Source organism: Janthinobacterium sp. GMG2 (genome assembly GCF_033949445.1).
Taxonomy (GTDB): Bacteria; Pseudomonadota; Gammaproteobacteria; order Burkholderiales; family Burkholderiaceae_D; genus Janthinobacterium; species Janthinobacterium aestuarii.
On the sequence record NZ_JAXAWA010000002.1, the window covers coordinates 247,716 to 271,679 of the forward strand.

The following is a 23,964-nucleotide window of genomic DNA, read 5'->3' on the forward strand; positions in this document are numbered from 1 at the left end:
AAAATGGGGGGCGTCAGCCGCGATGCGCGTGAGCGTAGTGCAGGCGCTGGCCGCCTCCCACGCTTCCTGACTGGTGAACAGATGCTATTTAACTCCTACGTCTTCCTGTTTGCTTATCTGCCCATCACGGTGGCGGGATTTTTCATCCTGGGACGACGCAGCCAGTCATGGGCCGCCGCCTGGCTGGCCGGCGCCTCCTTGTTTTTTTATGGCTGGTGGGACTACCGCTACCTGCCGCTGCTGCTCGGCTCCATCGTCTTCAATTACGGTTGCGCCACCTTGCTGGGGCCGGGACGCATCCGCCACCGCAAGGGCCTGTTGATCGCGGCCATCGCCGCCAACCTGGGCATGCTCGCCTATTACAAGTATGCGGGTTTCTTCGTTGCCAGCCTGGCGCAATTGCTGGCGCAACCGATGCCCGTCCTGCACGTGGTGCTGCCGATCGGGATCTCGTTTTTTACGTTTACGCAGATCGCCTTCCTGGTCGATACCTACCAGGGCAAGGCGCGGGAAGGCCGCTTTGTCCACTATCTGCTGTTCGTCACGTATTTTCCGCACCTGATCGCCGGCCCTGTGCTGCACCATAAGGAGATGATGCCGCAGTTCGCCGACAAGCGGATCTTCCGGCTCTCGGCCAGGAACGTGGCCATCGGCTCGACGATTTTCATCATCGGGCTGGCGAAAAAAGTACTGGTCGCCGATAACATCGGTCCGTACGCGGCGCCCTTATTCAGCGATCCGGCCGCGCCATCGCTGCTGGTCGCCTGGGGCGGGGTACTGGCGTACGCGTTCCAGCTGTACTTCGATTTTTCCGGCTATTCCGACATGGCCATCGGCTTGTCGCGATTATTTGGCGTGCGCTTGCCGCTCAATTTCGACTCGCCCTACAAAGCGCGCAATATCGCGCAATTCTGGCGCCGCTGGCACATGACCCTGTCGCGCTTCCTGCGCGACTACCTGTATATCCCGCTGGGCGGCAAGCGCTGCGGCCCCGCGCGGCGCTACCTGAATTTGATGATCACCATGGTGCTGGGCGGCCTGTGGCATGGCGCCGGGTGGAATTTCATCGTCTGGGGCGCGCTGCATGGCGCTTACCTGGCTATCCACAAGGGCTGGGGCACGGTGGCGCGCACGCTTCACCTGCCGTCCGATACGCGTGCGGGCAATGTCGTGGCGACTTGCCTTACTTTTACCGCCGTCTGCATCGCCTGGGTTTTCTTCCGCGCTTCCGATATGGCCAGTGCCCTGACAATATTAAAAGGCATGGCCGGCGGCTACGGTCTTGCCCTGCCCGATGCGCTGGCTTCCTATCTGCTGCCAGTGCAGCCCGTGCTCGCGTCGATGGGCGTATCCTTTTATCTGGGCGGCGGCACGGCGTTTGTGGAAAGCTGGACGTGGATCGCGATGGCGGCCGTGCTGATTTTCGCCATGCCCAATACGCAGCAAATCATGCGGCGCTTCGAGCCGGCGCTGGACTTCCAGGACGGCCAGGCTGCGGCAGGGGCGGGCGGTTTGGGCGGCTTGCGCAGGCTGACCTGGCGCGCCTCACCCGCGTGGGCCGCCGCCATCGCCGCGCTGGCGCTGGCGAGCACGCTGGCCTTGAACCGGCCCGCCGAATTCCTGTACTTTCAATTTTAGGGGACCGCCATGACACGCTCCCCATTCAGGTTGTATCTGCTGACGATGCTGCTCCTGCTGGTGTCGGGGGCCATCATCGTTTGCGCCTTTGTGCTCATCGTCGACCCGTATGGCGTGTATGGAATCGTGCGCCGCGACCATTTCAATGCCGTCAAGCCGGGACTGACCCGCTATCAAAGCCAGATCAAGCAGGAACATGCGCTGCGTCTGCGGCCACAATTCATCATCCTGGGAAACTCGCGCGCCGAGATCGGCTTCGACCCGCGCGCCAGCGCTCTTGCGGCGCTGGGCGCCGGCTACAACCTGGCGATACCCGGCACGGGCCTGGCCACGTCCGCCAGCCAGTTCGCGCAATTGCGCCAGGCTGGCGTCAAGCCGCACACGGTCATCGTGGGCATGGAGTTCATTGACTTTCTCAATCCCGCCGTTGCGCCAGCCGCACGCCAAGCACCAGCGGCCGCTGCGCCCGCGCATGGCCGCGCTGACTGGCGCTTCGATGCGCTCTTTTCGCTGGCCTCCGTCAAGGATGCAGTGCACACGCTGCGCATCCAGCATGATGGCGAGGCGGCGACCATGTCGGCCGACGGCTTCAATCCCTTGCTCGACTATGGCGCCCATGCGCGCCGGGACGGCTACCACAAGATGTTCGCGCAACGGGCGCGGGAAAGCGCCGCCAACTTGGGCCGCAAATCGACGCGCGGCCTCGCCGCCGAAGATTTCCAGTTGTTGCGCACCTTCTTGCTGGCGATGGCGGCCACGCAAGCCGATATCAAGCTGGTGATCTATCCGTACCACGCGCAAATGCTGGCTATGTTCGAGGATGCGGGGCTGTGGCCCTTGTTCGAGGAATGGAAAGCACAGCTGGTGCTGGCAATTGGCGAGGTCAGGGCGCGGTACCCGGGCGCGCGGATTTCCCTGACTGATTTCAGCGGTTATGGCGCATACAACTGCGAGCCGATACCTGCCGCCAATGAGCGGAGCAAGGCCACGCGCTGGTACTGGGAAGCGGGACATTTCAAGAAGGCGCTGGGCGACATCGTGCTGCGGCGCGTGATGTCGGCACAGGAAACTGCGCCGGACGGTGGGCAGTTCGGCATGCCGCTCGATGACGCCAACCTGGAGGCAAACCGCGCGCGGATCGCGCAGGAACGCGGCAGCTGCGTGGCGGCGCAGCCGGGATTGTTTGCAAGGCAGCTGCTGGCTGAACAGCATGGCCATGCCGGCGGACGCAGATGAACAGATAAGTAAAAAAAGCATGGAAAACAACCACCACCGGAGGAGACATGAATTTCGCAAGTTTTTATCAACGCTCGATCGACACGCCAGACGCTTTCTGGCGCGAGGAAGCGGAAAAGATCGACTGGAATACCCCGTTTTCGCAAGTGCTCGATTATTCCCGGCCGCCGTTCGCCAAATGGTTCGTCGGCGGCACCACGAATTTGTGCCACAACGCCGTTGACCGCTGGGTGGACAGCCAGGGCGATGCCGCCGCGCTGATCGCCATTTCCACGGAAACGAACACGGAGCGCACTTACAGCTTTCGCGAGCTGCAGCGCGAAGTGGAGCGCTGCGCCGCCATGTTGCTGTCGCTGGGCGTGGTCAAGGGCGACCGCGTATTGATCTACATGCCGATGATCGCCGAGGCGGCGTTTGCCATGCTCGCTTGCGCGCGCATCGGCGCCGTGCATTCCGTGGTCTTCGGCGGTTTTGCCGCCAACAGCCTGGCCAGCCGCATCGACGATGCGCAGCCAAAATTGGTGTTTTCCGCCGATGCCGGTTCGCGCAATGGCAAGGCGATCACCTACAAGCCGCTGCTCGACGAAGCCATTCGCATCGCCGCGCACAAGCCGCAACAGGTGCTGCTGGTCGACCGCCATCTCGTGCCGATGGAATTGACGCAGGGCCGCGACGTTGATTACGCGGCCCTGCGCGAGCAGCACCTGGACGCGCAGGTGCCCGTCACCTGGCTCGAATCGAACGAGCCCTCGTATGTGCTCTACACCTCGGGCACGACGGGCAAACCGAAGGGCGTGCAGCGCGACGTGGGCGGTTATGCGGTGGCGCTGGCGTCGTCGATGCAGTACAACTTCTGCGGCAAGCCCGGCGAAACCTTCTTTGCCACCTCGGATATCGGCTGGGTCGTGGGCCATTCCTACATCGTGTATGGCCCGCTGATCGCCGGCATGGCCACCATCCTGTACGAGGGCTTGCCCGTCTGTCCCGATGCGGGCATCTGGTGGAGCATCGTCGAGAAATACAGGGTCACGCGCATGTTCTCGGCGCCGACGGCCATCCGCGTACTGCGCAAGCATCCGGTGGAGCTGATGCGCAAGCACGACCTGTCCTCGCTGAAGGCACTGTACCTGGCGGGCGAGCCGCTCGATGAAACCACGTCGCAATGGATCGCCGACGAACTGAAAGTGGACATCATCGACAACTACTGGCAGACGGAAACGGGCTGGCCGATCCTTTCGGTGGCAAAAGGCGTGGCCGACACGCCGACGCGCCTGGGCAGCCCGGGCCTGGCCATGTACGGCTACCAGGTCAAGCTGCTCAACGAAGCGACGGGCGAGGAGTGCGGCGCGAACGAGAAGGGCGTGCTGGTGCTGGAAGGCCCGCTGCCACCGGGCTGCATGCAGACGGTGTACGGCGACGATGCGCGCTTCGTCGATACCTACTGGTCCACCTTCAGCGACCGGCAAGTGTATTCCACGTTCGATTGGGGCGTGCGCGATGCGGACGGCTATTACTTCATCCTGGGCCGCACGGACGACGTGATCAACGTGGCCGGCCATCGCCTGGGCACGCGTGAAATCGAGGAAAGCATCACCAGCCATCCGAACGTATCGGAAGTGGCCGTCGTGGGCGTGGAAGACAAGCTCAAAGGCCAGGTGGCGATGGCCTTCGTGATCCTGAAGGACCCGCAAGGCTTCGACAGCGTGGAAGCGAAAGCGGTGCTGGAACGCGAAGTGATGGCCGTCGTCGACCGCCAGCTGGGCGCCGTGGCGCGGCCTGCGCGCGTGCTGTTCGTGGCGCAGCTGCCGAAGACGCGCTCGGGTAAATTGCTGCGCCGCTCGATTCAGGCCATCTGCGAAGGACGCAGCCCGGGCGATCTGACGTCGATGGATGACCCGGCATCGCTGCAGCAGATCCAGACAGCGCTGGCATAAGCGCCATGATGAAAGCGAAGTTTATCAATCGATAAATTTCGCTTTCAAATCCGGTCGCTTTCCTTGCGCACGACCCGGCCCACGATCAGGCATTCATTGCCGCGGCACAGCTTGCGGTGGTATTTGCGCTGATCGGGGTTGTCCGACGTCAGCCACCATTCGCCGATATCGCGCGCCATGCGCTTGACCACCGGTTCGCCTTCATAATTGATGGCAAACACGATGCCGTCGGCCGGCCGGTTGTCGGCCGTATTGATGATCACCACGTCGTCCTCGTACAGGGCCGGCTCCATGCTCTCGCCCTTGACCTTGATCGCCACCAGTTTTTCAGGGTGGTAGCCATTGCGCTCGACCCAGCTGCGCGGCACGCTGATGGTGCTGCCGTCGTGCGTTTCCGGTTCGATGGCAAAGCCCGTGATGCCGGCCGACAGCCGCAATTTCACCTTGCGGATCGGGTAAAAACGCGCATCCTCGCCATCTTCCACCACCACGGGCTGCGCGCCGGCCAGCGCGCGCGCGGCCATGGCCGCCTGGTCGGGCGCCGCGCCCTGGTCGAAGTACATGCTATCGAGCTGCAGATCCGCTTCCAGCTTGCGCGCGATCTTTTCGCTGAACGCGCGTCCCTCGCGGTAGGTGGGCGAGAGGATTTGCGAGATGCGCGCCTCGCTCCAGCCGCTGACGTCGGAAATCTTCTTGCGCGTGTTGTCGTAGTGCTCGCGGATCAGGGCCAGCAGGCGGTCGCGTCTGTATTGATACATATTCATCTCCACATTAAACCTGAAATTTACCGTTTGATAAATTACCAAATGCTTGACTTTAACATTAGCGATTGATAAAGTCCACTTGTTGCCTGTCGCAAACGCACTACAGCGTCTGCCGGTTGGCGACACCACGGGAGGTCAGGCAGATGTTGAACAGCAGTCAGTTGGTTGAAAGCAGGGCGGCGCCACGGCAGGGGCGCCAGTTACAGGGACGCAGCAAGAAGTCGCAGCTGCATATCGCCCGCATCGCGCAGTACATCCGCGAGCAGGGCCAAGCCAGCGCGGCACAGTTGTCCGCCTTGCTGGGACTCGATGCGGGCACCATGAGCCGCTATTTGCGCCACATGTGCGGCATGGGGCAGATCCATCTGGCGCAGCGCCATTGCACCGAGCCGGGGCGCCAGCGGCCCGCCCTGTACGCCCTGGGCGAGCAGGATGACGAGGTTGACGGCTGGGCCGAACTGCCGCCGCAGGTGCGCCGCACGGCCAGCTGGGCGCGCGGCACGGCGCGCCGCGATCCGCTGGTGGCGGCGCTGTTTGGCCCGGCAAGTAACAACGATTAGTATCAACGAGGAACGAGGAGAAATCATGGGATTCGCAGAAAAATTCATCGCATCGCTGTCGTCGCAAAACCTGCGCGACGATGCCGTCCACCACGACCTGGACGTGATCGCGGCGGCCGCGCTGGCCGGCGACATGGGCGCCTTGCTGTGCCGCGTCAAATACGCGGACGGCACCGTCAGCCGCCTGTTCGAAGGCAATGCGGGCAACCTGGCGCAGCTGCTGCGTGCCTGGACGGCCGCCGTGACGCAGAAGGGCCGCGCGCGGCGCTGGGTCAAGGCGCAGACGGCCTGGGATGCGCAGGCCGCCAATACCTTGTACCGCCGCGTGGCCGAAGCGTCGCTCGCGCATTGGCTCGACAGCAAATGCAAGGTGTGCCACGGCACGGGCGTCGTCGCCGCCATGCAGGCCGGCGCGCCTGTCGTTTGCAAGGCGTGCCACGGTGGCGGCGAAGCGGCCATCAGCTGCTCCGGCGGCTTTGAGCTTGAACGCATCAAGGACATGGTCAGCGAACTGGAAGGCATCTTCCAGTCGCACGGTGCCCGCGCCATGCGCCGTCTCGGTCACTGAAATTTTTTTTGCAATATGCCTGGCACTGAAAAAAACGCCCCTACAATAGAGTCTCGATCACGCAGCAACAGAAACACCGGCAACACAGCACTACACCACATGCTTCTCCACTCGTAATAGACGCGCTTTCGGCGCGACACCGATAGGGGAAATCAGCGCAGCGAACGGCCTTCATGGCCCCTTCGCCCAACATCCATCCGGCATGGCCCCATGCCATCCGGACGCCAGCCCGCCGCCTCACCGCGCGCGGGCTTTTTCGTTTCATCTCCCATTTTTCAGTTTCTCCCACAAGACCGCCCCGGCGGTTTTCATCCCACGAAAGGTATTACTTATGGCACTGACAGCAAACGGCATCGACAGCGTGATCGTTATCAGCAAACAAAGCGCCGAAGGCAGCAAGGCCGCCGCCGGCGGCGGCCAGATTTATCCCCGCGTGACGGCCACCTTCGACACGGAAGCGGACAAATACGCGAGCGCCGAAATCGACGCCAGCCAGCAGCAGGGCGATACCCGCCTGGGCAACTTCCGCACCACGGGCGCCATCAAGGCCGAAGCGGCATGCGGCACGTACGCGCCGCTGATGGCCGCGCTGCTGCGCCGCGACTTCACGGCGGGCGGCGTGGCTGCCGCGCAAACGACCATCGCCGCTGCCGCCTCCGGCCTGACGCGCAGCGCCGGTTCCTGGCTGGCCGAAGGCTTCCGCGCCGGCAGCGTCGTGCGCATCACCGGCATGACGGCACCGGCGGCCGCCAACAACGCGAAGAACTTCTTCGTCACGTCGGTGACAGCTACCAACCTGAATGGCCAGTTCATGGACGGCTCGGCCATGATCGTCAAGGCGGCCGGCGACTCGGTCGGCGTGGCGGCCATCGGCAAGCGCAGCTTCACCCCGTTGACCGGCCATACCACGGACTGGTTCACGGCCGAAGTGCAGGACCCGAACATCGGCGTGCACCGCAGCTTCGTCGACCAATTGGTCAGCAAGATGGATATCGCCGTGCAGCCGAACGGCATCACCAGCCTGGACTTCACCCTGATGGGCAAGTCGGAAGGCCCGACCACGGCCGTGCCGCATTTCGCCACGCCGCTGGCCGCGCCGGGCACGGGCAAATTCTCGGGCGCCACGGCCATGCTGTCGGTGAACGGCATCCCGTCGCAGATCTGCACCGGCATGTCCGTCTCGCTCGACGGCCAGGTCAAGGTCGACCCGGTGATCGGCTCGAAGTACGCCACGGCCGCCTCGCGCGGCAAGGTGATGGGCTCGGGCCAGTTCACGGTGCTGCTGCAGGACGCCACCTACCTCGACTACTTCAAGTCCGAGACGGAAATCCCGCTGGCCTACGCCATGGCGTCGGGCACGGCGCCGGCAGCCGACGTGCTGGCGCTTGCCATGGGCCGCATCAAGATCACCTCGGCCAAGATCGACGACGGCGAGAAAAACAAGATCGTCACCTGCGCCTTCGACGTCCTGCGCTACAAGGGCACGGACGCGCAGCATGAAGCGACCACCCTGACCATCCAGGACAGCGCGCTGTAAGCAGCCAGCGCCTGCACCGGGGCCGCCGCGATGGCGGCCTTTTTTTTATTTTTCTACTTCATCCAGAAAGCATCACACATGAACAACGCGCAAAAAATCCAGGCAGGTTTCGACATCGGCAATATCCACGCGGCGGTCACGCCCGTCACGTTCGACGTGCCCGTCATCTTCGACGCGGACGGCGAAGCGGTGGCCGGCCTGACCATCGTCGGCAAGAACAGCGAGCAATACCGCGTCGCCAACAACGCCGTGCGCGCCGAAGGCTACAAGAAATCGGCGCGCCGCAAGACGGCCATCGACGCGTCCACCGACGAAGGCGCGGAACTGCTGGTGCAAGCCATCGACGGCAACCAGAAACGCCTGGCACTGGCCGTGGTCACGGGCTGGTACGGCTTCACCAGCAACGGTGCACCCGTGCCGCTCGATCCGGCATTGCTGGAAGCGGCCTTTGAAAAGTACCCGACCTGGCAGGAAAAAGTGACCACCGCGCTGGAAAACGAGTCGAATTTTTTGAAACTCTGACGGCCAGCCTGCTGCGCTACGCCGGGCACCAGTTCGAGCGCGGCACACGGGCGGCCGATGGCCATGCCAAGGGCGAGCATATCGATGCCGCCAGGCGGCATCCCCTGTACCGCGCGCCGCCCGAGGAGGCGACGCCACCCATGCCGTTCGAGCTGGCCCACGTGTGGGAATGGTTTGCGCAACTGAACCGCAAGCGGCAGAACGGCATGGCCGTCAACCCCATCGCCAGCACGGAAATCCTCGCCTGGCAGGCGCGCCACGCCATCGCCATCGAACCGTTCGAGCACCAACTGCTCGACCAGCTCGACGCGCTGTTTCTGTCGCATCAGCATGCGGCGGGCTGACCCGCATTTTCCAACCCGGCCGCCATGCGCGGCCTTTTTTATGGGCCAACCATGCCAGAGATAACGGAATTAAAACTTGTCATCGACTTGACGAAGGCAACGGACACGGTACAAGTGCTGAAAGCAATCAGCGAGGCCAGTCTGGCTGCGGCCGAAGGCCTGAAAGTCGTCAATACGGAGGCGGAATCGTCGGCGTTGTTGCTGCGCGCCCAGGCGGAGCAGGCACGCGATGCCACCGCCGCCGCAAAGGCCCTTGGGGCATCGAATGCGGGCGAAGCGAAGTCGCTGGCCGATGCCAGCAAGGTGGTCAACGGTCTGGGTAATGCCTATACGCGGCTGGCGGCTTTCCGCGCCGCAGGTAGCCCCGCCACAGCCGGCGCAGGCGCCAAATATGGCGCTTTTGCGTTTGAAGAGCAGCGCCAGGACAAGCTGGACACCGCAGGCAAAGAGGCTGCCGATGCCAAGGCAAAGGCGGCACCGGCGGCGCCCACGCGCAAATATAGCGAGGCGGAGTGGAAGGAGGCAGGTGAATTTTCCGGTCAACTGGCGACAAAACTGGAGAAGGCCTTTGGCAATGTCGGCGGCACCATCGGCAAAATGACCACTGCCTTGCTGGGATTCAGGAAGGCGCAGGACGATATCGATTTTACCTTTGCCAAGGAAGTGAAGGAGGACCCGTCCGAAAAAGGGCAGGAAAAGGCACAGGAAAACAAGAAAAAGGCCACGGTCAAGCAGTATCACGACATGGCGACCGCCGCGAAGGGGTTTTTCAAAGAAAAGTCGGCCGGCTATGAACTCATGGAAAAGGTGGAAAAAGGCTTCCGCGCCTATGAATTCGCCATGAATACGAAGTCGCTGTTTGAAAAACTGACGAGTATCACCCTTGTGACCACGGCGAAAACTGCCGCGACGACGGCGGAAGTCGCAGGCGCGGCGGCATCGGTCGGACCGGTAACCGCCGCGGAAACGGCCAAGTCCAGCGCGTATGGCGTGTCGGCGCTGGCATCGGCCTTGGCGGCGCCGTTTCCTGCCAATATCGGCGCATTTGCCATGGTGGCCGGCATGCTGCTGGCAATCGGCGTTGCCGTTTCTGGCGGCGGTGGCGGTGCCGATACCACCGCCAAGGACCGGCAGGCTGCAACGGGCACCGGCACGGTGCTTGGTGATTCATCCGCGAAATCGGCGTCGATCGCAAACAGCCTGGAAATCATGGAGAAAAACTCCGGCCTGGGCCTCGCGTATTCCTCGTCGATGGTGGTCTCGCTCAAGCAGATCGTCTCGGGCATCGGTGGCTTGGGCAGCTTGCTGGTGCGTTCGGACATCCTGACGTCCGCGCTGGGCACCAAAGGCAGTTCCAGCGGCGGCGTCATTGGCAATGTCGTCAGCAGCATCTTTGGCGGCAAGACCACGGTGCAGGATGTGGGCATCGTAACCAACTCGTCGAGCCTGGGCGACCTTGATACTAAGCGCTTCAACGTGAATTCCTATGTCGATCTCAAGAAGTCCGGCGGCTGGTTTTCCAGCGACAAGAAGTCCACGAATCTCACGGCCATGGGGACGGAAACGAATGACCAGTTTACGAAAATCGTGCTTGGTCTGCGCACGAGTATCGTCTCTGCGGCCGACTTGCTGGGTGTCGGTGGCGATGCCTTCACCGCGCGCTTGAATTCCTTCGTCGTCAGCCTGGGCAAGATCAGCCTGAAGGACTTGAAGGGCGAGGAAGTGCAAAAGGCCCTGGAAGCGGCCTTTTCGAAGCTGGGTGACGACATGGCGAAGTTCGGCGTTGGGGGGCTGGAAAAATACCAGGCCGTGGGCGAGGGCTATCTGGAAACCTTGGCGCGTGTGGCCAACAACTACATGCAGGTGTCGGATGTGCTGGCCGTGCTGGGCAAGTCGTTCAACAGCTCCGGTCTTTCCGCCGTGGCGCTGAGCGAAAGCCTGATTCAAGCGGCGGGCGACCTCGATACCCTGACCAGCGGCACCAGCTTCTTCGTGCAGAATTTCCTGACCGAGGCCGAGCAGATGGACCCCGTCACCAAGTCGGTGCGTAGCGCCATGGCGGCGATGGGACAGTCCGGCGTGACGACGAGCGAGCAATTCAAGGCGCTGGTGCTGGCGCAGGACTTGAACACGGTGGCCGGCCAGAACATGTATGTGCAGCTGCTTGCCATCGCCGAACCGTTCAAGAAGGCGGCCGATTATGCGGCCGACCTCACCGCCGCCACCGGTGAGCTGGCCGAAGTGAACAAGACGGCCAGCGACATCGCCAGCGAACGCAAGGACATGCAGCAGCAGTTGAACGAACTGACGAAAACAGAAGCGCAGTTGCTGGCTGCCCAGCGCGCCGGCGTCGCCGATGCCAATCGCGGATTATTCGACCAGATCCAGGCCGTCAAGGCGGTAACCAGTGCGAAGGATGCGCTGGCTAAGGCCTATGAGACGGAATCGGCGGCGGCCAAGTCGGCGCTGGAGAAGTCGAAATCGTGGGTGACGACCTTGAACGGGCTGAACTCCAGCATGGCGCTGGGCGCTCAGTCGACGCTGACGCCGGAGCAGAAGTACGCCGAAGCGCGGGCGCAGTTCGAGAAAACCCTGGCTGCCGCGAATGCGGGCGACACGACGGCGCAATCGGGGCTGTCGGCCGCCGAACAGGCGTTTCTGACGGCATCGCAAGTGGTCAACGCCTCCGACGCCCGTTATGCGGCGGACTATGCCCGCGTGGTGGAAGCGAACAAGGAAGCGTTGAAATGGGCAGCCGCGCAGGTCGACGTGCAGCAGGCCAGCCTGGATGCGCTCAATGCTCAGGTATCGGGCCTGATCACGATTAACGACAGCGTGCTGACGGTGGCGCAGGCCATCGCCGGTCTGCGGGCGGCGATGGGCGGTGCGGCTGACCTGGGCGTGCAACTCGGTAATCCTCCCGTGGTCGCAGCACTGGCCGCGATGACTTCTCCCGTGACAGCGGCGGTCTTCGACCCCGTGCGCTACTCGTCGGCTGCGAACGTCGGCTCCGACGTACTGGTGGCTGAAATCCGCGGCCTGCGCGAGGACAACCAGGCCATGCGCGTGGAACTGGAAGGCTTGCGTGCCGACCAGCGGGCGCAAACAGGCGCCACCATCCAGGCCACCTTTGAATCGAACGCCAACGCCGCCAGGACGGTGGTCGATGGCGTGGACAAATCGTCCCGGGCATCCGCCTGGGCCAATGCAGTGAAAGGAGAATACGCATGACCGATGCGCAATTTCAGGAATGGCTGCAAAGCCCGTCGGCCATCCGCATGGTGCTGATCGAGGCGCAAGTGAATGTGGGCGGCAGCGAGGTGACGCGGTATATCGCTTCGCGGCCCTATGTCACCGGGCCGCGCGAAGTACCGGCCAATACCGCGTACCAGCCGCTGGCCAAGGGCGGCCTGGCCTTCACGGAACAGGTCAGCCTGTCCGGCGAGGCGGGCCTGTCGGGCGGCGATATCGAACTCGATAATGCCGATGGCGCGCTCGATGGCTGGCTGGACGATGTCTGGATGAACCGGCCGGTCAAGGCTTGGGCCGGCGATCCTTCCTGGCCGCGTGCCGACTTCCAGCTGGTCTTCGACGGCATCATCGCCGACGTGGCCAGTGCCGGGCGCGAGTCGGTCAATCTGGTCCTGCGCGACAAGCTGCAGCGCCTCAACACGCCGATCTCCGAAGCGAAGCTGGGTGGCACGACGCCGAACAAGGACGCCATCTTGCCGATTCCGTTCGGCGAGTGCCACAACGTGGCGCCCTTGCTGACCAACCCCGCCACCTTGGAATACGGGTTTCTCGGCACGGTCGAAGCGACGTTCGAAGTGCGCACCAACGGCAAGCCGATCGCCGTGGCCTTGAATGACCAGGCGGGCCGCTTCAACCTGACCACCGACCCGTTTTCCACCACGATCACGGCCAGCGTGCAGGGCGACAAGGGTGGCGGCTATGCGCCGCGCATCGCGCCGCTGGTGCAGCGCATTGCCACCGCCTACGGCAAGGCGGCCGACCGTTTTACCGCGGCCGATCTGGATCTGGCCAACCTGGCCGCCTTCGATGCGGTTCACCCGCAGCCAGTGGGGCTGTACGTTGCGGACCGCACGAACCAGGCGCAGGCCATCCAGCAGCTGGCGGCCAGCGTGGGCGCCCAGGCGATCATGTCGCGCACCGGCCAGCTGCGCCTGGTGCAGATCGCCTTGCCTGCCGCCGGCGTGCCGCTGGCGATCGGACCGGAGCAGATGCGCGAACGCTCGCTGCGTCCCGCGCAGCGCCTGCCGGTGACTGCCGCCGTGAAGATCGGCTTCGACCGGAACTACACGCTGCAGGCTGGCCTGACGACCAGCATTCCGCCCGCGCATGCGGATTTGTATGCCACGGAATGGCTGACGGAGACGGTCGTCGACACGGCGGTGCGTGCGCGCTACCGCCTATCCGACGATCCGGTGCAGATCGATACGTGCCTGAAAACGCGGGCCGATGCCCGCGCGGAAGCGCTGCGGCGCCTGGCCCTGAACAAGGTGCCGCGCACCATTTATGAATTCGATGGAGAACCCGAGATGATGATGCTGGAACTGGGACAGCCCGTACAACTGCGCGCTGAACGCTTTGGCTTGCAGGACGGCGTGCCGGGCGTGGTGGTGCTGCTGTCGCGCTTCTGGCTGACGGGCAGAGCGACGGTGGGGGTGCTCGTATGAGCGCGATTGTGGGGGAACGCGACAGGCTGATCATGAATACCGTGCCGCGCTTCGCGCCGGCCAACGACCGCGTGCTGCTGCTCGCTGCCACGGCGCAGGCGTTCAAGGTGGCCGCCACCACGCTTGCCGCGCCGGCAAGCATCGACTTTACGGCAGGCTTGGTGAATATGCAGGGGCAGGTGGCGTTTTCTGCCAGTAACGCCAGCGTGCTGACGCGCGTCGGCAACGTGGCCACGCTGGCGTATGCCGGCATGGTGGGCGATAGCGTCACGGTCACGGCCACGATTGTAGTCGATAGCCTCACTTACACGGCCAGCCAGACGGTCAGCAAGGTTTTTGATGGCGTGACGGGCAATTCTTCGCGCGTCGCCTACAGCAAGACAGGCCTGTCGTCGCTGGGGAGCGCGCCGGCGACCATCAGCTCGCAGGGCGATGCATCCTTTCCGCCAATTAACACCTGGGGGGCCGGCACGGTGTGGGAAGGTTCGCCACAGGCATTCGGTGCCGGAGAATCGCTGTACCGGTCCGATGGAATTTTTAATCCGGCCAGTGGCACTACCAAGTGGGCGGCGCCGTATCTGAATGCACTCAAGGTTGGGCAGCTGAGCGCAATCAGTGCCGACCTTGGCAAGGTCACGGCGGGCGACATTTACAGCGCGACAGTGCACGGCGGTACTGGCTATCCCAGCAGTGCCTATGCATGGCCAAGCAACGGCGGTAGCGGTTTCCACTTGAGCGAGAGCGGATTGCTGTTTGGTAATCCTGCACTGGGAAAGTATATGCAGATCGATGCGGCAGGCAATATCTATGCGCCTGGCTTTTCCATCGTCAATGGCCACGCAGTTTTCAGCGGCAAGCTGGACAGTGTCAAGGGTACGTTCTCGGGAGAGTTGATAGCGGCAAAGGGCAGCTTTTCTGGTGTCCTCGATGCCGCCAAGGGAAAATTTTCCGGTGAGTTGGATGCTGTGAAAGGTACATTTTCTGGCGACCTTTCATCTGCGCGTGTGTCCGTCGGCACTGCAACTGAGGCAACGGCGTTTTTCGAGCCCGGTTACCCATCGATTTCCCTGCAGTCGTCCGCATCCGGGGTATTTGTTGAGACTTCAACTCTCAGTTCCGCAGCTGTATTTACCAATCTGGAAGTACTGTTCAAACACAACGCTCCAGGGTGGCCTGCCGCGCTCCGCATCCGCTCTGGCAGTGTATTTTTTTCAATCGTTTGTACGGCGGTGGTCGACGACCAACTGAGCATTTGGTATCGCATGAATGGCGGCAACTGGCGCTGGTTGAGCGGAGTCCAGGAGCGGCAGGACGGCGATGCCCCTGCCGCAACGGTCTACGGACTTACCTTGAACATCAACGTGGGTGACACCGTCCAGTTCGGAGTTTCCGGCACCAATGCTGACCTTGGCGCAGCGAATATGGGCAAGCTTTATGTTAAACAATGTCAGGCGATTGTGATCGCAAGGAATTTTTAATGGAAACAATCGTTATCAACAGTGATGGCACTCAGACTAACGAACGCACAGGGAAGACGTTGCCACCCCGGCCTGGCGCGCATCACATCTACGACGCTGGTGCCGACTTGTGGATAGACACCAAAACGTTGGAGGGCACCAGGATATCTACCTGGGCACGCATCAAGCTGGCACGCGAGGCAGCCGAGCTTTCTGATTTTACATGCGCCGGATTGCGGTACCAGGCCGACAAGGCACGCATCACAGGTGCAGCGCACATGGCTTTGTTGGCACAAGTGGCAGGCCTGCCATATAGCATTGATTGGACGTTATCCGATAACACGACGGTGGCGCTTGATGCCGCCGGCATGATCGCTGTTGGTGCCGCATTGGTCGCACAGGTCTCGGGTGCGTTCGTCATTGCCCGTGGCTTGCGCGAACTGATTGCAACGGCGGAGACCATCGGACAGCTTGAGGCTATTGTTTGGCCAGTAGAGGTAGTGAAATGAACAATTTGCGCATCATCCACGACAATGTCGGCGACCGCGCGGCCTTGAGCGCATCCAGCCAGGCCGGAACCTTGGGACCCGCCAACTTACAGCGCGAAGACAAGTCCTCGGTGCTCCGTTCAGTTGGCACTCAGTTGAGCATTACGGCGGCCTGGCCAACGCCGGAGATCATCGGCGGCGTGGCCCTGCCATTTTGCAACCTGACGCCGACGGCGGCGATTCGCGTTCGCGGCTACGTCGAGCCAGGGGACGCCGTGCCCGATTTTGATACCGGCACCATGCCGGCGTGCGAGTACGCGCGCCTGGGCATGTGGAACTGGGGGGCGCTGCCGCTTGGGGTCAATGCCTTCAGCTATGGTGGTACAACCTACGGCCGATGCTGGTTCCAGATGCGCAGTGTCAAGAAACTGGTAATCGACCTGGTCGATCTTGACAACCCTGCCGGCTACATCGAGGTTGCGCGCCTGGTGGCTGGTGCTTACTGGGAACCCCAGGTCAATGCTGCGTACGGGGCCGGCGTAACACCGGGCGACACCAGCAGCCTATATCGCAGTGGAGCCGGCGAGCAGAAAGTGGAACGGGGCACACTGTTTCGGAAGCTATCGCTGGCACTTGATCATATGACACCCCAAGACCGCGCTGACCTGTGGCGCATCGTGCGAGGTAGCGGCCTATCGCGGCCCATATTTGTCAGCCTGTTTCCGGATAACGATGACGTCGAGCTTGAGCAGGCACATCAGGTCTACGGACGCCTGGCCAGCCTCGTCGCCATCACTACGCCATCTTTCCAGGCATATGCTACTAACATTGAAATAGAGGAGATGTAATGAGCGATGCTTTTTACTACGGGCAGCGCGACACGCTGTACCAGCTGAACCGGCTGGCACGGGCGCAGGATGTCGTTGATATACCGGCACACTCGGCCGCCGCCGCCGCGAGTGCTGCGGCAGCCGCTGCCTCAGCGAAGTCTGCGGCCGGGAGCGGGAATACTTCGACAACATCAGCCGCTGCTGCTGCGGCATCATTTACCTCGTTCGACGCGCGCTATCTTGGTGCCAAAGCGCTGCCGCCGACATCGGACAACGCTGGCGGTGCGCTCCTGGCGGGCGCTACGTATTGGGATATGGCGCTGAATGGCGGTTGCCTGCGCGTGCGCCAAGACGGACAGTGGGTGACGGTCCCCGCCAATGTGGCTTCGCAGATTGCCAGTACCCCCTCGGGGACGGTGCTTGCGACGGATGTTCAGGCGGCGTTAAATGAGCTTGAGCTGAAAAAGGCGGCAACGACCAGTCTGGCCAAGGTGGCCATTTCCGGTAACAAGGTTGATGTTGGCTTGGGGAATGTTGACAATACGGCAGACGCGGCAAAACCAGTTAGCGCTGCGGTGGATAGTGCGTTGTCATTGAAAGCCAATGCATATAACGCGGTGTTTGGCGGTGTCATCGGTGGGGATTTTTCCAATGCGACTCACGATGCCCGGGTGCTGTTGCGTACGACAACAGCGAATAGTTCCACTATTATTGGTGCAATTCCTAACGGTACCGGTACGGTCGCGCAATTCAATGCCTATGCCGACGACAATCCGCAGAATACCTCCTTGGCCGCGCTGGGCGTCGTCAGGGCTGATAGTGTCAGGCTGTCGTCTGCGCAAATTGGTACGGGAAGCTTTCTTCCATTGAAGTTTTATACGGGTAATACGAACACCATGACTCTTGGTATTAACGGTAACGTGAGCGTGGGAGAGCAGCGTCCGGTTGTCGGCTACCGATATCTTGATGTGGTGAACGAGGCCAGCGGAACGGGCAATTGTTCGATCATGAGGCTGATTACAAAGGCGGCATCGGGGGCAGGATCCGCCTCGGCGGATATCCTGAAGAACTCCAACGGTCCGTTTGCGATTATTAACTACGAGCCTAGCAGTGCCGGAACCATTTACTTCAAAACCAGTACGTCAGACGCGACGCTGTTTCCTGGCGGATTTCAGGTCAATGCGCCCGGCCAGAATACAGTGGCCGTCAAATCCGCAGGGGGTTATACAGCGCTGGCGCTGGACGCGGCGCAGGGCCAAGCATCGTATATTTTCAGCTATAACAACGCGATTGAACAGGGACGTGCTTGGTTTGATAATAATGCAACACTGGGAAGTTTCACTATCGCAGTAAAGCGAGCCGGAGTGTTAACTGCCGTATTATGCGTGCAAGGAGACTACGTTTACCCTTGGGAAGACAATGTAATTGGACTCGGCAGCTTTAACCGGCGCTGGACCAATATATACGCCTCTACTGGCGTGGTCCAGACATCCGATGCCCGGCATAAAACGGCAGTCGTTGCCTTGTCTGGAAATGAAATCGCCGCTGCCATCCAATTGGCCAGAGAAATAGGAAAATATCGCTTCTTGGAAGCGATGAGGGAGAAGGGAACGGCAGCGCGTCAGCATATTGGCATGACGGTGCAGCGGGCAATCGAAGTGATGGAAAGCCATCGGCTGGATCCGCTCGCCTACGGCTTTATTTGCTATGACGAGTGGGATGAAAAGACCACCGAGCATCCGCAGATCCAGGCGCCGGATAAAGTGCACCCACCCGTCGTGGTCCGCCATGCAGCCACAGAGACAGCCGAAGCCTGGGACGAGGTATTCACAGAGGGGTATACCGAACCCGGTGAAGTTCAGCCTGCTCGAATGGAAGTCCAACTCGCTGGCAGCATGTACAGTTTTCGTCCGGATGAGTTAAATCTGTTCATTGCACGTGGCCAGGCCGCCCGCCAGGATCAGCTGGAACTGCGGCTGGCGGCACTCGAGCTTGCTGCCTAGCCATCTACTTGTTACCACTTCAACCCGCTACGGCGGGTTTTTCATGTCCACTACCTTGCAGGCAATTTTTTGTATGGAAAGCGATCTCACGAGAATATCGCTTTCAGGAAGCATTGCGGGCCTGTTCGGCATCTACCACTTTTGAGGAAATTAAATGCCAGCTAATTTTTATCCGGGCCAGATGGACTATCTGCGCAAGCTCAATGAGCTGGCGCGTGCGCAGGATATTGTCGATATCCCGCTCAATGTCGCCGCCGCTGCGGCTAGCGCGGCAGTTGCGGAGCAGGCCTCCACCGATGCCAGATCCGATGCGGCCAGTGCGACGGCATCCGTCGCGTCCGCAGTCGCCACCTTCGCCTCGTTCGATGCCCGCTACCTCGGTGCCAAGGACATCGCACCAGGCCGGGATAACCATGGTGCTGCGCTCCTGGACGGCGCCGTGTACTGGGATACGGTGCTCAATGGCGGTTGCCTGCGCGTATTCCAATCCGGCGCGTGGGTGACGGTTCCCGTCAATGTGGCTTCGCAAACCCGTAGCACGCCAGTCGGCGGGATCGTTGCGGCGAACGTGCAGGCGGCGCTGGCTGAGCTGGACGAGAAAAAGGCGACGCGCGCGACGACGCTGGCGGGCTATGGCATCACGGATGCGCTGCCGGGATCATACATGCCGGCCTGGTCAGATATTGCAGGACGTCCGTCGTTTGCGGCAGTTGCGACGTCAGGCAACAAAGCCGACGTCGGGCTGGGCAGCGTGGACAATACCAGTGATACGAATAAGCCGGTGTCAGCGGCTCAGACCGCGGCGCTGGCACTGAAGGCGCCGTTGGCTAACCCGGTCTTTTCAGGGACTGTGCAAGCCGGTATCGGCGTCCTGTTCGGGCCAGGGCACGGCTTGTACTCTCCCGTGGCGGGGGCATTGGTGATGATTACAAACTCGGTCGAGCGATTTCGTGTAACGGCGGCTGGTGACATGACGTTTACTAACCTGCAGTCCCTCAAGGCTTTGACACCATCATTCATCCTTGAAGCACCGTCGACTGCAACTATCACATCGAAAAGTGGTGAAGGCTACGGTACGTTCTTGGCTTCATCAGGCAATACCCTCCCGGCTATTGTCGATTTCGCAAATGCGGCAAGCGGAACGTCGGGCCGTATTCTTTGTGTAAATGGGCCTGATGCGTCGCTCTTGTGGCAAGTCAACAAGCGGGGGGTCTTGAGTGACGTGATTGGCGTGAATGGTAATTACCTATACCCTATTTCTGATAGTGTTACCGGATTGGGCGCGCCGTCCAATCGGTTTGCCGTTGTGTACGCTTCCACTGGTGCTATCAACACATCGGATGCTCGCTTGAAAACGGCCATTTCCCCGATGACGGAAAGGGAGATTGCCGCTGCTCTGGACATCGCTGAAAGCTTGGGGACATACCAGTGGCTCGAAGCAGTGCAGAGCAAGGGGGCTGATGCTCGCAAGCACATCGGCGCGACTGTTCAGGGAATCGTCAGCATCATGGAGGCGCACGGACTTGAACCGTTCGAGTACGGATTCATCTGCTATGACTCGTGGGGGGAGGAATATGGACACCGTCCACCAGTTGACGGCAAGGGTGGTGGCGACGTGAAACTGCGAGAAGCTGGCGAGGTGTTCTCGTTGCGCAATGACCAGCTTAATATGTTCATCGCCCGTGGCTTGAGGGCCAGCATGGTCAGAATAGAGGCGCGCCTCGCTGCTTTGGAGGCTATCTAACGTAAATATAGATTTTCCTGTCAAACCCGCTTCGGCGGGTTTTTTCATTTCCACCACCTGAAAGGCAACCATGGCCCTCGAAACCACCGCCGCCGGCGGCGCATTGATCAAACTGTTTGGCGTGCCCGTGCTGGCCGGCGCCGCCGCCACGTCGCTGGGCTTCATGTTCATGTGGCCCCGATCCACCAAGGAGGCATTTATTCGTTTTTGTTCCAGCATCATCATTTCCACCTTTCTCGGCCCCGTATTGGTGGCCGTCGTGCTGTCGTGGTGGCCCAGCCTGTTCGACAGCGCGAAGACCGTGGCGGGTTTGTATGGCGGCGACCCATCCACGGGTTTTTTGTTCATCGCCGCCCCAGTGATGGTGGCGGCCGGCTTGCCTGCCTGGTGGGTGCTGGGTGCCTGCGTGCGCTGGTTCGACAAGCGTCGCGGCAAGGATATCGGCGAACTGGCAGTCGATGCGGCCGCTGCCGTCAAGGATGTGCGAGGCATGCTGTGACAGGCGCCCAATTGATGCAGATCATGCCCTTGGCCGGTCGCCGCGCTACGCTGTTCCTGGCGCCCTTGAATGCGGCGATGGCCGAATTCAGTATCGATACCCCGCTGCGTCGGGCCTCGTTCCTGGCGCAGGTGGGCCACGAATCGGGACAGTTGCGCTATGTGCGCGAACTGGCCAGCGGTGCGGCCTATGAAGGACGCGCGGACCTGGGCAATGTGATCGCCGGCGATGGTGTGCGTTTCAAGGGGCGCGGCTTGCTGCAGGTGACGGGGCGCGCCAACTATGCGGCGTGCGGTGTGGCGTTGGGCCTGGATTTGCTGGCGGCGCCGCAACTGCTGGAGCAGACGTTTTTCGCTTGCCGCTCGGCGGGCTGGTTCTGGCAATCGCGCGGCTTGAACCGCCTGGCCGACGCGGGTGACCAGGAACGGGTGACGCGCCGCATCAACGGCGGCGTGAACGGCCTGGCCGAGCGTCTGGCCTTGTACCAGGCAGCGCGCAAGGTGCTGGCATGAAGCCGTCATTGAGCATTGTGGCCATGCTGCTGTTGCTGGGGGCAGCCGTGTTTTGCGCCCAGCGCTGGGGCCGCGAAACGGGCCGTGCCGCGTGCGCGGCGCAAGTGCTGGAGGTGCAAGCTGTGTTGCGGCGCCAGAACCAGGCCCTGAATGCGATGCGCGAGGAGGGCGCGCGCCGGTCGGCGCGGGTAGGGCAGGCGCTGGCCACGGCGCAGGCCGGGCAGGCAGATGCGCAAGCGGCTGCGGCGCGTATCCTGGCGCTGCAGCCCGAAGGCGACGCCTGCCGTGCCGCCGAGGCGCTGATCGCCAGCGAAATGCCATGAGGCCGCCGCGTGAAGGTGCCGAAAGGCCTGCAGGCGGCCTCGCCAGCAGGCTAGCTACTTTATTGCTGGCGAGCTTGTTGACCGGCTGCGCGGCTTGGGCACCGGCATCGACGCTGGAAGCTTGGCCCGTGAGCGCGCCGTGCATCGCCACGCGCCCCGCCGCGCCCGTCTTGCCGGCGGTGCCATCGCACGGCATCTTCGAGCAAGTGCAAGCCTTGCTGGCGCGCGAGCAATTGCGTGCCGCCCATGTACGCCAGCTGGAATCGCTGCTCGATGCTTGCGGCGGCGGCTAAGCGGTTAGCAACGGCTAACAACGCCTGGCAACGCATAAAATGCCTGGCAACTAACAAAACTGCTGCGGGCGGAAGGAGGGCTTGGCACCGCTGCTGGCCCAAGAAGCGCAACTGCACGAGGTGCGGAGCCGCCGAGATAGTGAGCATCGCAGGCCGCAAATCAGGACGGGCAGCAGGTATTGACAGGCACTCCAAGCAGCAGTCACCAGTGGCCTGCCAGTGCCGCCGCCTTTGCCGCCTTCTGGTGCAGGTGCGCGGGGCGGCATGCGAGAAAACGGTGCATCCACGGTCAAATTGACCAATCCCTGGTGATTTTTGCCACAATTTCTGTATACAATCCACCTGGCACGAAGCATGCATGGCTATCTTGGTCGTCCCATCCAAGGAGCTTCGCATGCATCAGCCGTCACCGTCGTGTTCCTGCCGTCCCGTTTCTGTCTTGCTTTTCCCTTTCACCTGCGCCCATCCGGGCCGCGGTAACCCAGGAAGTGGAGCGTAAATGGCCTCTCCCCGTCTGAAATCCATCCACCGCAGCGTGCCCGGCAGTACGCCTGCCGCGCCATCGCCCGTCGATGAAATCCTGCCAGCTGGCAAACTGTTTACCTTGGGCTTGCAGCACGTGCTCGTCATGTATGCGGGCGCCATCGCCGTACCGCTGATCGTCGGGCGCGCCCTCAAGCTGCCGCCCGAGCAGGTGGCGGCGCTGATCAGTGCCGACCTGTTCTGCTGCGGCCTCGTGACCCTGATCCAGTCCCTGGGCATAGGCAAGCATTTCGGCATCCGCCTGCCCGTCATGATGGGCGTCACCTTTGCCGCCGTCAGTCCCATGCTGGCCATGGCGAACAATCCGGCCCTGGGCATCACCGGTATCTTTGGCGCCGTGATCGGCGCCGGCGTCGTCTCGATGCTGATCGCGCCCTTCATCAGTCGATTGCTGGCGCTGTTTCCGCCCGTGGTTACCGGCAGCATCATCGCCGTGATCGGCGTGTCGCTGATGCGCGTGGGCGTGAACTGGGCCATGGGCGGGCCGCCCGCCATGGCGCAGATCGCCGATCCCGCCTTTCTCAAGATGGCCTCCACCGCCTCGGCGGCTGGCCTGCCCGCGCCAGCCGGTCCCGTGCCCATGATCGCCAACCCCGGCTATGGCGCGCTGGACAACATGGGCATCGCCTTCTTCGTGCTGGCCGTCATCTTGTTGGTGGCCAAGTATGGCCGCGGTTTCCTGTCAAATATCGCCGTATTGATCGGCATCATCGCCGGCACGGCCCTGTCGTTTGCGCTGGGCAAGGCCGATTTCGCCAAGGTGACCAGCGCCAAGGCTTTTGCCGTCGTCACGCCATTCCAGTTCGGCATGCCGACTTTCGACGTGGTGGCCATCGTCACCATGAGCCTGGTGATGATCGTCGTCATGATCGAGTCGCTGGGCATGTTTTTGGCCTTGGGTGAGATGACTGGCAAGCGCATCGAGCAGGCCGACATCAGCCGCGGCTTGCGCGTCGATGGCCTGGGCACCCTGATCGGCGGTATCTTCAATACCTTCCCGTACACCTCGTTCTCGCAAAACGTGGGCCTGGTGGGCGTGACGGGCGTGCGCAGCCGCTGGGTTTGCGTGGCGGCCGGCGTCATCCTGCTCGTCATGGGCGTGATTCCGAAGATCGCGCAGACGGCCGAAGCCGTGCCGGCGTTCGTGCTGGGCGGGGCAGGGCTGGTGATGTTCGGCATGGTTGCCGCCACGGGCATTCGCATCCTGGCCGGCGTCGACTACAAGAGCAACCGCAACAACCTGTTCATCGTAGCGCTGTCGATCGGCTTCGGCATGCTGCCGCTGGTGGCGGAACAGTACGCGCAGCACATGCCGAAAGCCCTGTCGCCGCTGCTGCACAGCGGCATCCTGCTGGCCGCCATCGTTGCAGTACTGCTCAATCTGTTCTTCAATGGATTGGTGTCGCAGGAAAAGGCGCAGGAGCAGGCGCGCGAGAACAACCATGGCAGCGATTGAGGAACTGCTCCACGCC

The 23,964-nt window shown here is 62.1% G+C and carries 20 protein-coding genes and 1 pseudogene; 20 read left to right on the forward strand and 1 reads right to left on the reverse strand.

The window, feature by feature from the left end:
• Positions 1-81: 81 nt before the first annotated feature.
• From SKZ59_RS07140 to SKZ59_RS07150, 3 genes and pseudogenes are all read left to right on the forward strand, one after another.
• Positions 82-1,638, forward strand: coding sequence for an MBOAT family protein (locus SKZ59_RS07140; RefSeq protein WP_319991212.1), 1,557 nt, complete (start codon positions 82-84; stop codon positions 1,636-1,638).
• Between the two features lie 9 nt (positions 1,639-1,647).
• A complete protein-coding gene (locus SKZ59_RS07145; protein ID WP_319991213.1) occupies positions 1,648-2,874 on the forward strand; it encodes a hypothetical protein in 1,227 nt (408 codons plus the stop codon).
• 32 nt (positions 2,875-2,906) lie between these two features.
• Positions 2,907-4,808 (forward strand): annotated as a pseudogene (locus SKZ59_RS07150) (propionate--CoA ligase); the annotation flags it as partial.
• Between the two features lie 44 nt (positions 4,809-4,852).
• On the opposite strand, the gene SKZ59_RS07155 reads toward SKZ59_RS07150, so the two are convergent.
• A complete protein-coding gene (locus SKZ59_RS07155; protein WP_070304769.1) occupies positions 4,853-5,566 on the reverse strand; it encodes a helix-turn-helix transcriptional regulator in 714 nt (237 codons plus the stop codon).
• A 149-nt stretch (positions 5,567-5,715) separates the two neighbouring features.
• Here SKZ59_RS07155 and SKZ59_RS07160 point away from each other — a divergent pair, with 149 nt between their 5' ends.
• From SKZ59_RS07160 to SKZ59_RS07240, 17 genes are all read left to right on the forward strand, one after another.
• Positions 5,716-6,132 carry a FeoC-like transcriptional regulator gene (locus SKZ59_RS07160; protein ID WP_072453198.1) on the forward strand — a complete coding sequence of 139 codons (417 nt, stop codon included), beginning with the start codon at positions 5,716-5,718 and terminating at the stop codon, positions 6,130-6,132.
• Between the two features lie 25 nt (positions 6,133-6,157).
• Positions 6,158-6,700 carry a zinc finger-like domain-containing protein gene (locus tag SKZ59_RS07165; protein WP_034751879.1) on the forward strand — a complete coding sequence of 181 codons (543 nt, stop codon included), beginning with the start codon at positions 6,158-6,160 and terminating at the stop codon, positions 6,698-6,700.
• A 331-nt stretch (positions 6,701-7,031) separates the two neighbouring features.
• Positions 7,032-8,237 carry a phage tail tube protein gene (locus SKZ59_RS07170; protein WP_072453204.1) on the forward strand — a complete coding sequence of 402 codons (1,206 nt, stop codon included), beginning with the start codon at positions 7,032-7,034 and terminating at the stop codon, positions 8,235-8,237.
• Positions 8,238-8,315: 78 nt separating this feature from the next.
• Positions 8,316-8,759: a hypothetical protein gene (locus SKZ59_RS07175; RefSeq protein ID WP_319991214.1), complete on the forward strand. Its 444-nt coding sequence runs from the start codon at positions 8,316-8,318 to the stop codon at positions 8,757-8,759.
• Positions 8,760-8,899: 140 nt separating this feature from the next.
• Positions 8,900-9,103: a hypothetical protein gene (locus tag SKZ59_RS07180; RefSeq protein WP_051991236.1), complete on the forward strand. Its 204-nt coding sequence runs from the start codon at positions 8,900-8,902 to the stop codon at positions 9,101-9,103.
• A 51-nt stretch (positions 9,104-9,154) separates the two neighbouring features.
• A complete protein-coding gene (locus SKZ59_RS07185; protein WP_319991215.1) occupies positions 9,155-12,334 on the forward strand; it encodes a hypothetical protein in 3,180 nt (1,059 codons plus the stop codon).
• Positions 12,331-13,800 carry a hypothetical protein gene (locus SKZ59_RS07190; protein ID WP_319991216.1) on the forward strand — a complete coding sequence of 490 codons (1,470 nt, stop codon included), beginning with the start codon at positions 12,331-12,333 and terminating at the stop codon, positions 13,798-13,800. The genes SKZ59_RS07185 and SKZ59_RS07190 overlap by 4 nt, the downstream gene beginning before the upstream one ends.
• Positions 13,797-15,278 carry a hypothetical protein gene (locus SKZ59_RS07195; protein WP_319991217.1) on the forward strand — a complete coding sequence of 494 codons (1,482 nt, stop codon included), beginning with the start codon at positions 13,797-13,799 and terminating at the stop codon, positions 15,276-15,278. Before SKZ59_RS07190 ends, SKZ59_RS07195 begins: the two co-directional genes overlap by 4 nt.
• Positions 15,278-15,766 (forward strand): DUF4376 domain-containing protein, encoded by a 489-nt coding sequence (locus tag SKZ59_RS07200; RefSeq protein WP_070304779.1) that lies wholly within the window; start codon positions 15,278-15,280, stop codon positions 15,764-15,766. Before SKZ59_RS07195 ends, SKZ59_RS07200 begins: the two co-directional genes overlap by 1 nt.
• On the forward strand, positions 15,763-16,593 hold the full coding sequence (locus SKZ59_RS07205; protein WP_319991218.1) for a hypothetical protein: 831 nt from the start codon (positions 15,763-15,765) through the stop codon (positions 16,591-16,593). The genes SKZ59_RS07200 and SKZ59_RS07205 overlap by 4 nt, the downstream gene beginning before the upstream one ends.
• Positions 16,593-18,578, forward strand: coding sequence for a tail fiber domain-containing protein (locus tag SKZ59_RS07210; protein WP_319991219.1), 1,986 nt, complete (start codon positions 16,593-16,595; stop codon positions 18,576-18,578). Before SKZ59_RS07205 ends, SKZ59_RS07210 begins: the two co-directional genes overlap by 1 nt.
• A 154-nt stretch (positions 18,579-18,732) precedes the next feature.
• Positions 18,733-20,322, forward strand: a complete 1,590-nt coding sequence (locus tag SKZ59_RS07215) for a tail fiber domain-containing protein (RefSeq protein WP_319991220.1) — start codon at positions 18,733-18,735, stop codon at positions 20,320-20,322.
• A 70-nt stretch (positions 20,323-20,392) separates the two neighbouring features.
• On the forward strand, positions 20,393-20,821 hold the full coding sequence (locus SKZ59_RS07220; protein WP_219327188.1) for a hypothetical protein: 429 nt from the start codon (positions 20,393-20,395) through the stop codon (positions 20,819-20,821).
• 14 nt (positions 20,822-20,835) lie between these two features.
• Positions 20,836-21,333, forward strand: a complete 498-nt coding sequence (locus SKZ59_RS07225) for a glycoside hydrolase family 19 protein (RefSeq protein WP_034751859.1) — start codon at positions 20,836-20,838, stop codon at positions 21,331-21,333.
• Positions 21,330-21,656: a hypothetical protein gene (locus SKZ59_RS07230; protein ID WP_319991221.1), complete on the forward strand. Its 327-nt coding sequence runs from the start codon at positions 21,330-21,332 to the stop codon at positions 21,654-21,656. The genes SKZ59_RS07225 and SKZ59_RS07230 overlap by 4 nt, the downstream gene beginning before the upstream one ends.
• Before the next feature lie 128 nt (positions 21,657-21,784).
• A complete protein-coding gene (locus SKZ59_RS07235; protein ID WP_319991222.1) occupies positions 21,785-21,949 on the forward strand; it encodes a hypothetical protein in 165 nt (54 codons plus the stop codon).
• A gap of 499 nt (positions 21,950-22,448) precedes the next feature.
• Entirely contained in the window at positions 22,449-23,948 is a 1,500-nt protein-coding gene (locus SKZ59_RS07240; protein ID WP_319991223.1) for a nucleobase:cation symporter-2 family protein, read from the forward strand.
• Positions 23,949-23,964: the final 16 nt, after the last annotated feature.

Bases quoted from the DNA above. Each gene is read 5' to 3' on its own strand.
- SKZ59_RS07155 (WP_070304769.1), bottom strand. From the start codon at position 5,566: ATGTATCAATACAGACGCGACCGCCTGCTGGCCCTGATCCGCGAGCAC.
- SKZ59_RS07205 (WP_319991218.1), top strand. From the start codon at position 15,763: ATGAACAATTTGCGCATCATCCACGACAATGTCGGCGACCGCGCGGCC.
- SKZ59_RS07215 (WP_319991220.1), top strand. From the start codon at position 18,733: ATGCCAGCTAATTTTTATCCGGGCCAGATGGACTATCTGCGCAAGCTC.
- SKZ59_RS07140 (WP_319991212.1), top strand. From the start codon at position 82: ATGCTATTTAACTCCTACGTCTTCCTGTTTGCTTATCTGCCCATCACG.
- SKZ59_RS07220 (WP_219327188.1), top strand. From the start codon at position 20,393: ATGGCCCTCGAAACCACCGCCGCCGGCGGCGCATTGATCAAACTGTTT.
- SKZ59_RS07170 (WP_072453204.1), top strand. From the start codon at position 7,032: ATGGCACTGACAGCAAACGGCATCGACAGCGTGATCGTTATCAGCAAA.
- SKZ59_RS07225 (WP_034751859.1), top strand. From the start codon at position 20,836: ATGCAGATCATGCCCTTGGCCGGTCGCCGCGCTACGCTGTTCCTGGCG.
- SKZ59_RS07195 (WP_319991217.1), top strand. From the start codon at position 13,797: ATGAGCGCGATTGTGGGGGAACGCGACAGGCTGATCATGAATACCGTG.
- SKZ59_RS07230 (WP_319991221.1), top strand. From the start codon at position 21,330: ATGAAGCCGTCATTGAGCATTGTGGCCATGCTGCTGTTGCTGGGGGCA.
- SKZ59_RS07175 (WP_319991214.1), top strand. From the start codon at position 8,316: ATGAACAACGCGCAAAAAATCCAGGCAGGTTTCGACATCGGCAATATC.
- SKZ59_RS07240 (WP_319991223.1), top strand. From the start codon at position 22,449: ATGGCCTCTCCCCGTCTGAAATCCATCCACCGCAGCGTGCCCGGCAGT.
- SKZ59_RS07145 (WP_319991213.1), top strand. From the start codon at position 1,648: ATGACACGCTCCCCATTCAGGTTGTATCTGCTGACGATGCTGCTCCTG.
- SKZ59_RS07160 (WP_072453198.1), top strand. From the start codon at position 5,716: ATGTTGAACAGCAGTCAGTTGGTTGAAAGCAGGGCGGCGCCACGGCAG.
- SKZ59_RS07190 (WP_319991216.1), top strand. From the start codon at position 12,331: ATGACCGATGCGCAATTTCAGGAATGGCTGCAAAGCCCGTCGGCCATC.
- SKZ59_RS07185 (WP_319991215.1), top strand. From the start codon at position 9,155: ATGCCAGAGATAACGGAATTAAAACTTGTCATCGACTTGACGAAGGCA.
- SKZ59_RS07210 (WP_319991219.1), top strand. From the start codon at position 16,593: ATGAGCGATGCTTTTTACTACGGGCAGCGCGACACGCTGTACCAGCTG.
- SKZ59_RS07200 (WP_070304779.1), top strand. From the start codon at position 15,278: ATGGAAACAATCGTTATCAACAGTGATGGCACTCAGACTAACGAACGC.
- SKZ59_RS07165 (WP_034751879.1), top strand. From the start codon at position 6,158: ATGGGATTCGCAGAAAAATTCATCGCATCGCTGTCGTCGCAAAACCTG.
- SKZ59_RS07180 (WP_051991236.1), top strand. From the start codon at position 8,900: ATGCCGTTCGAGCTGGCCCACGTGTGGGAATGGTTTGCGCAACTGAAC.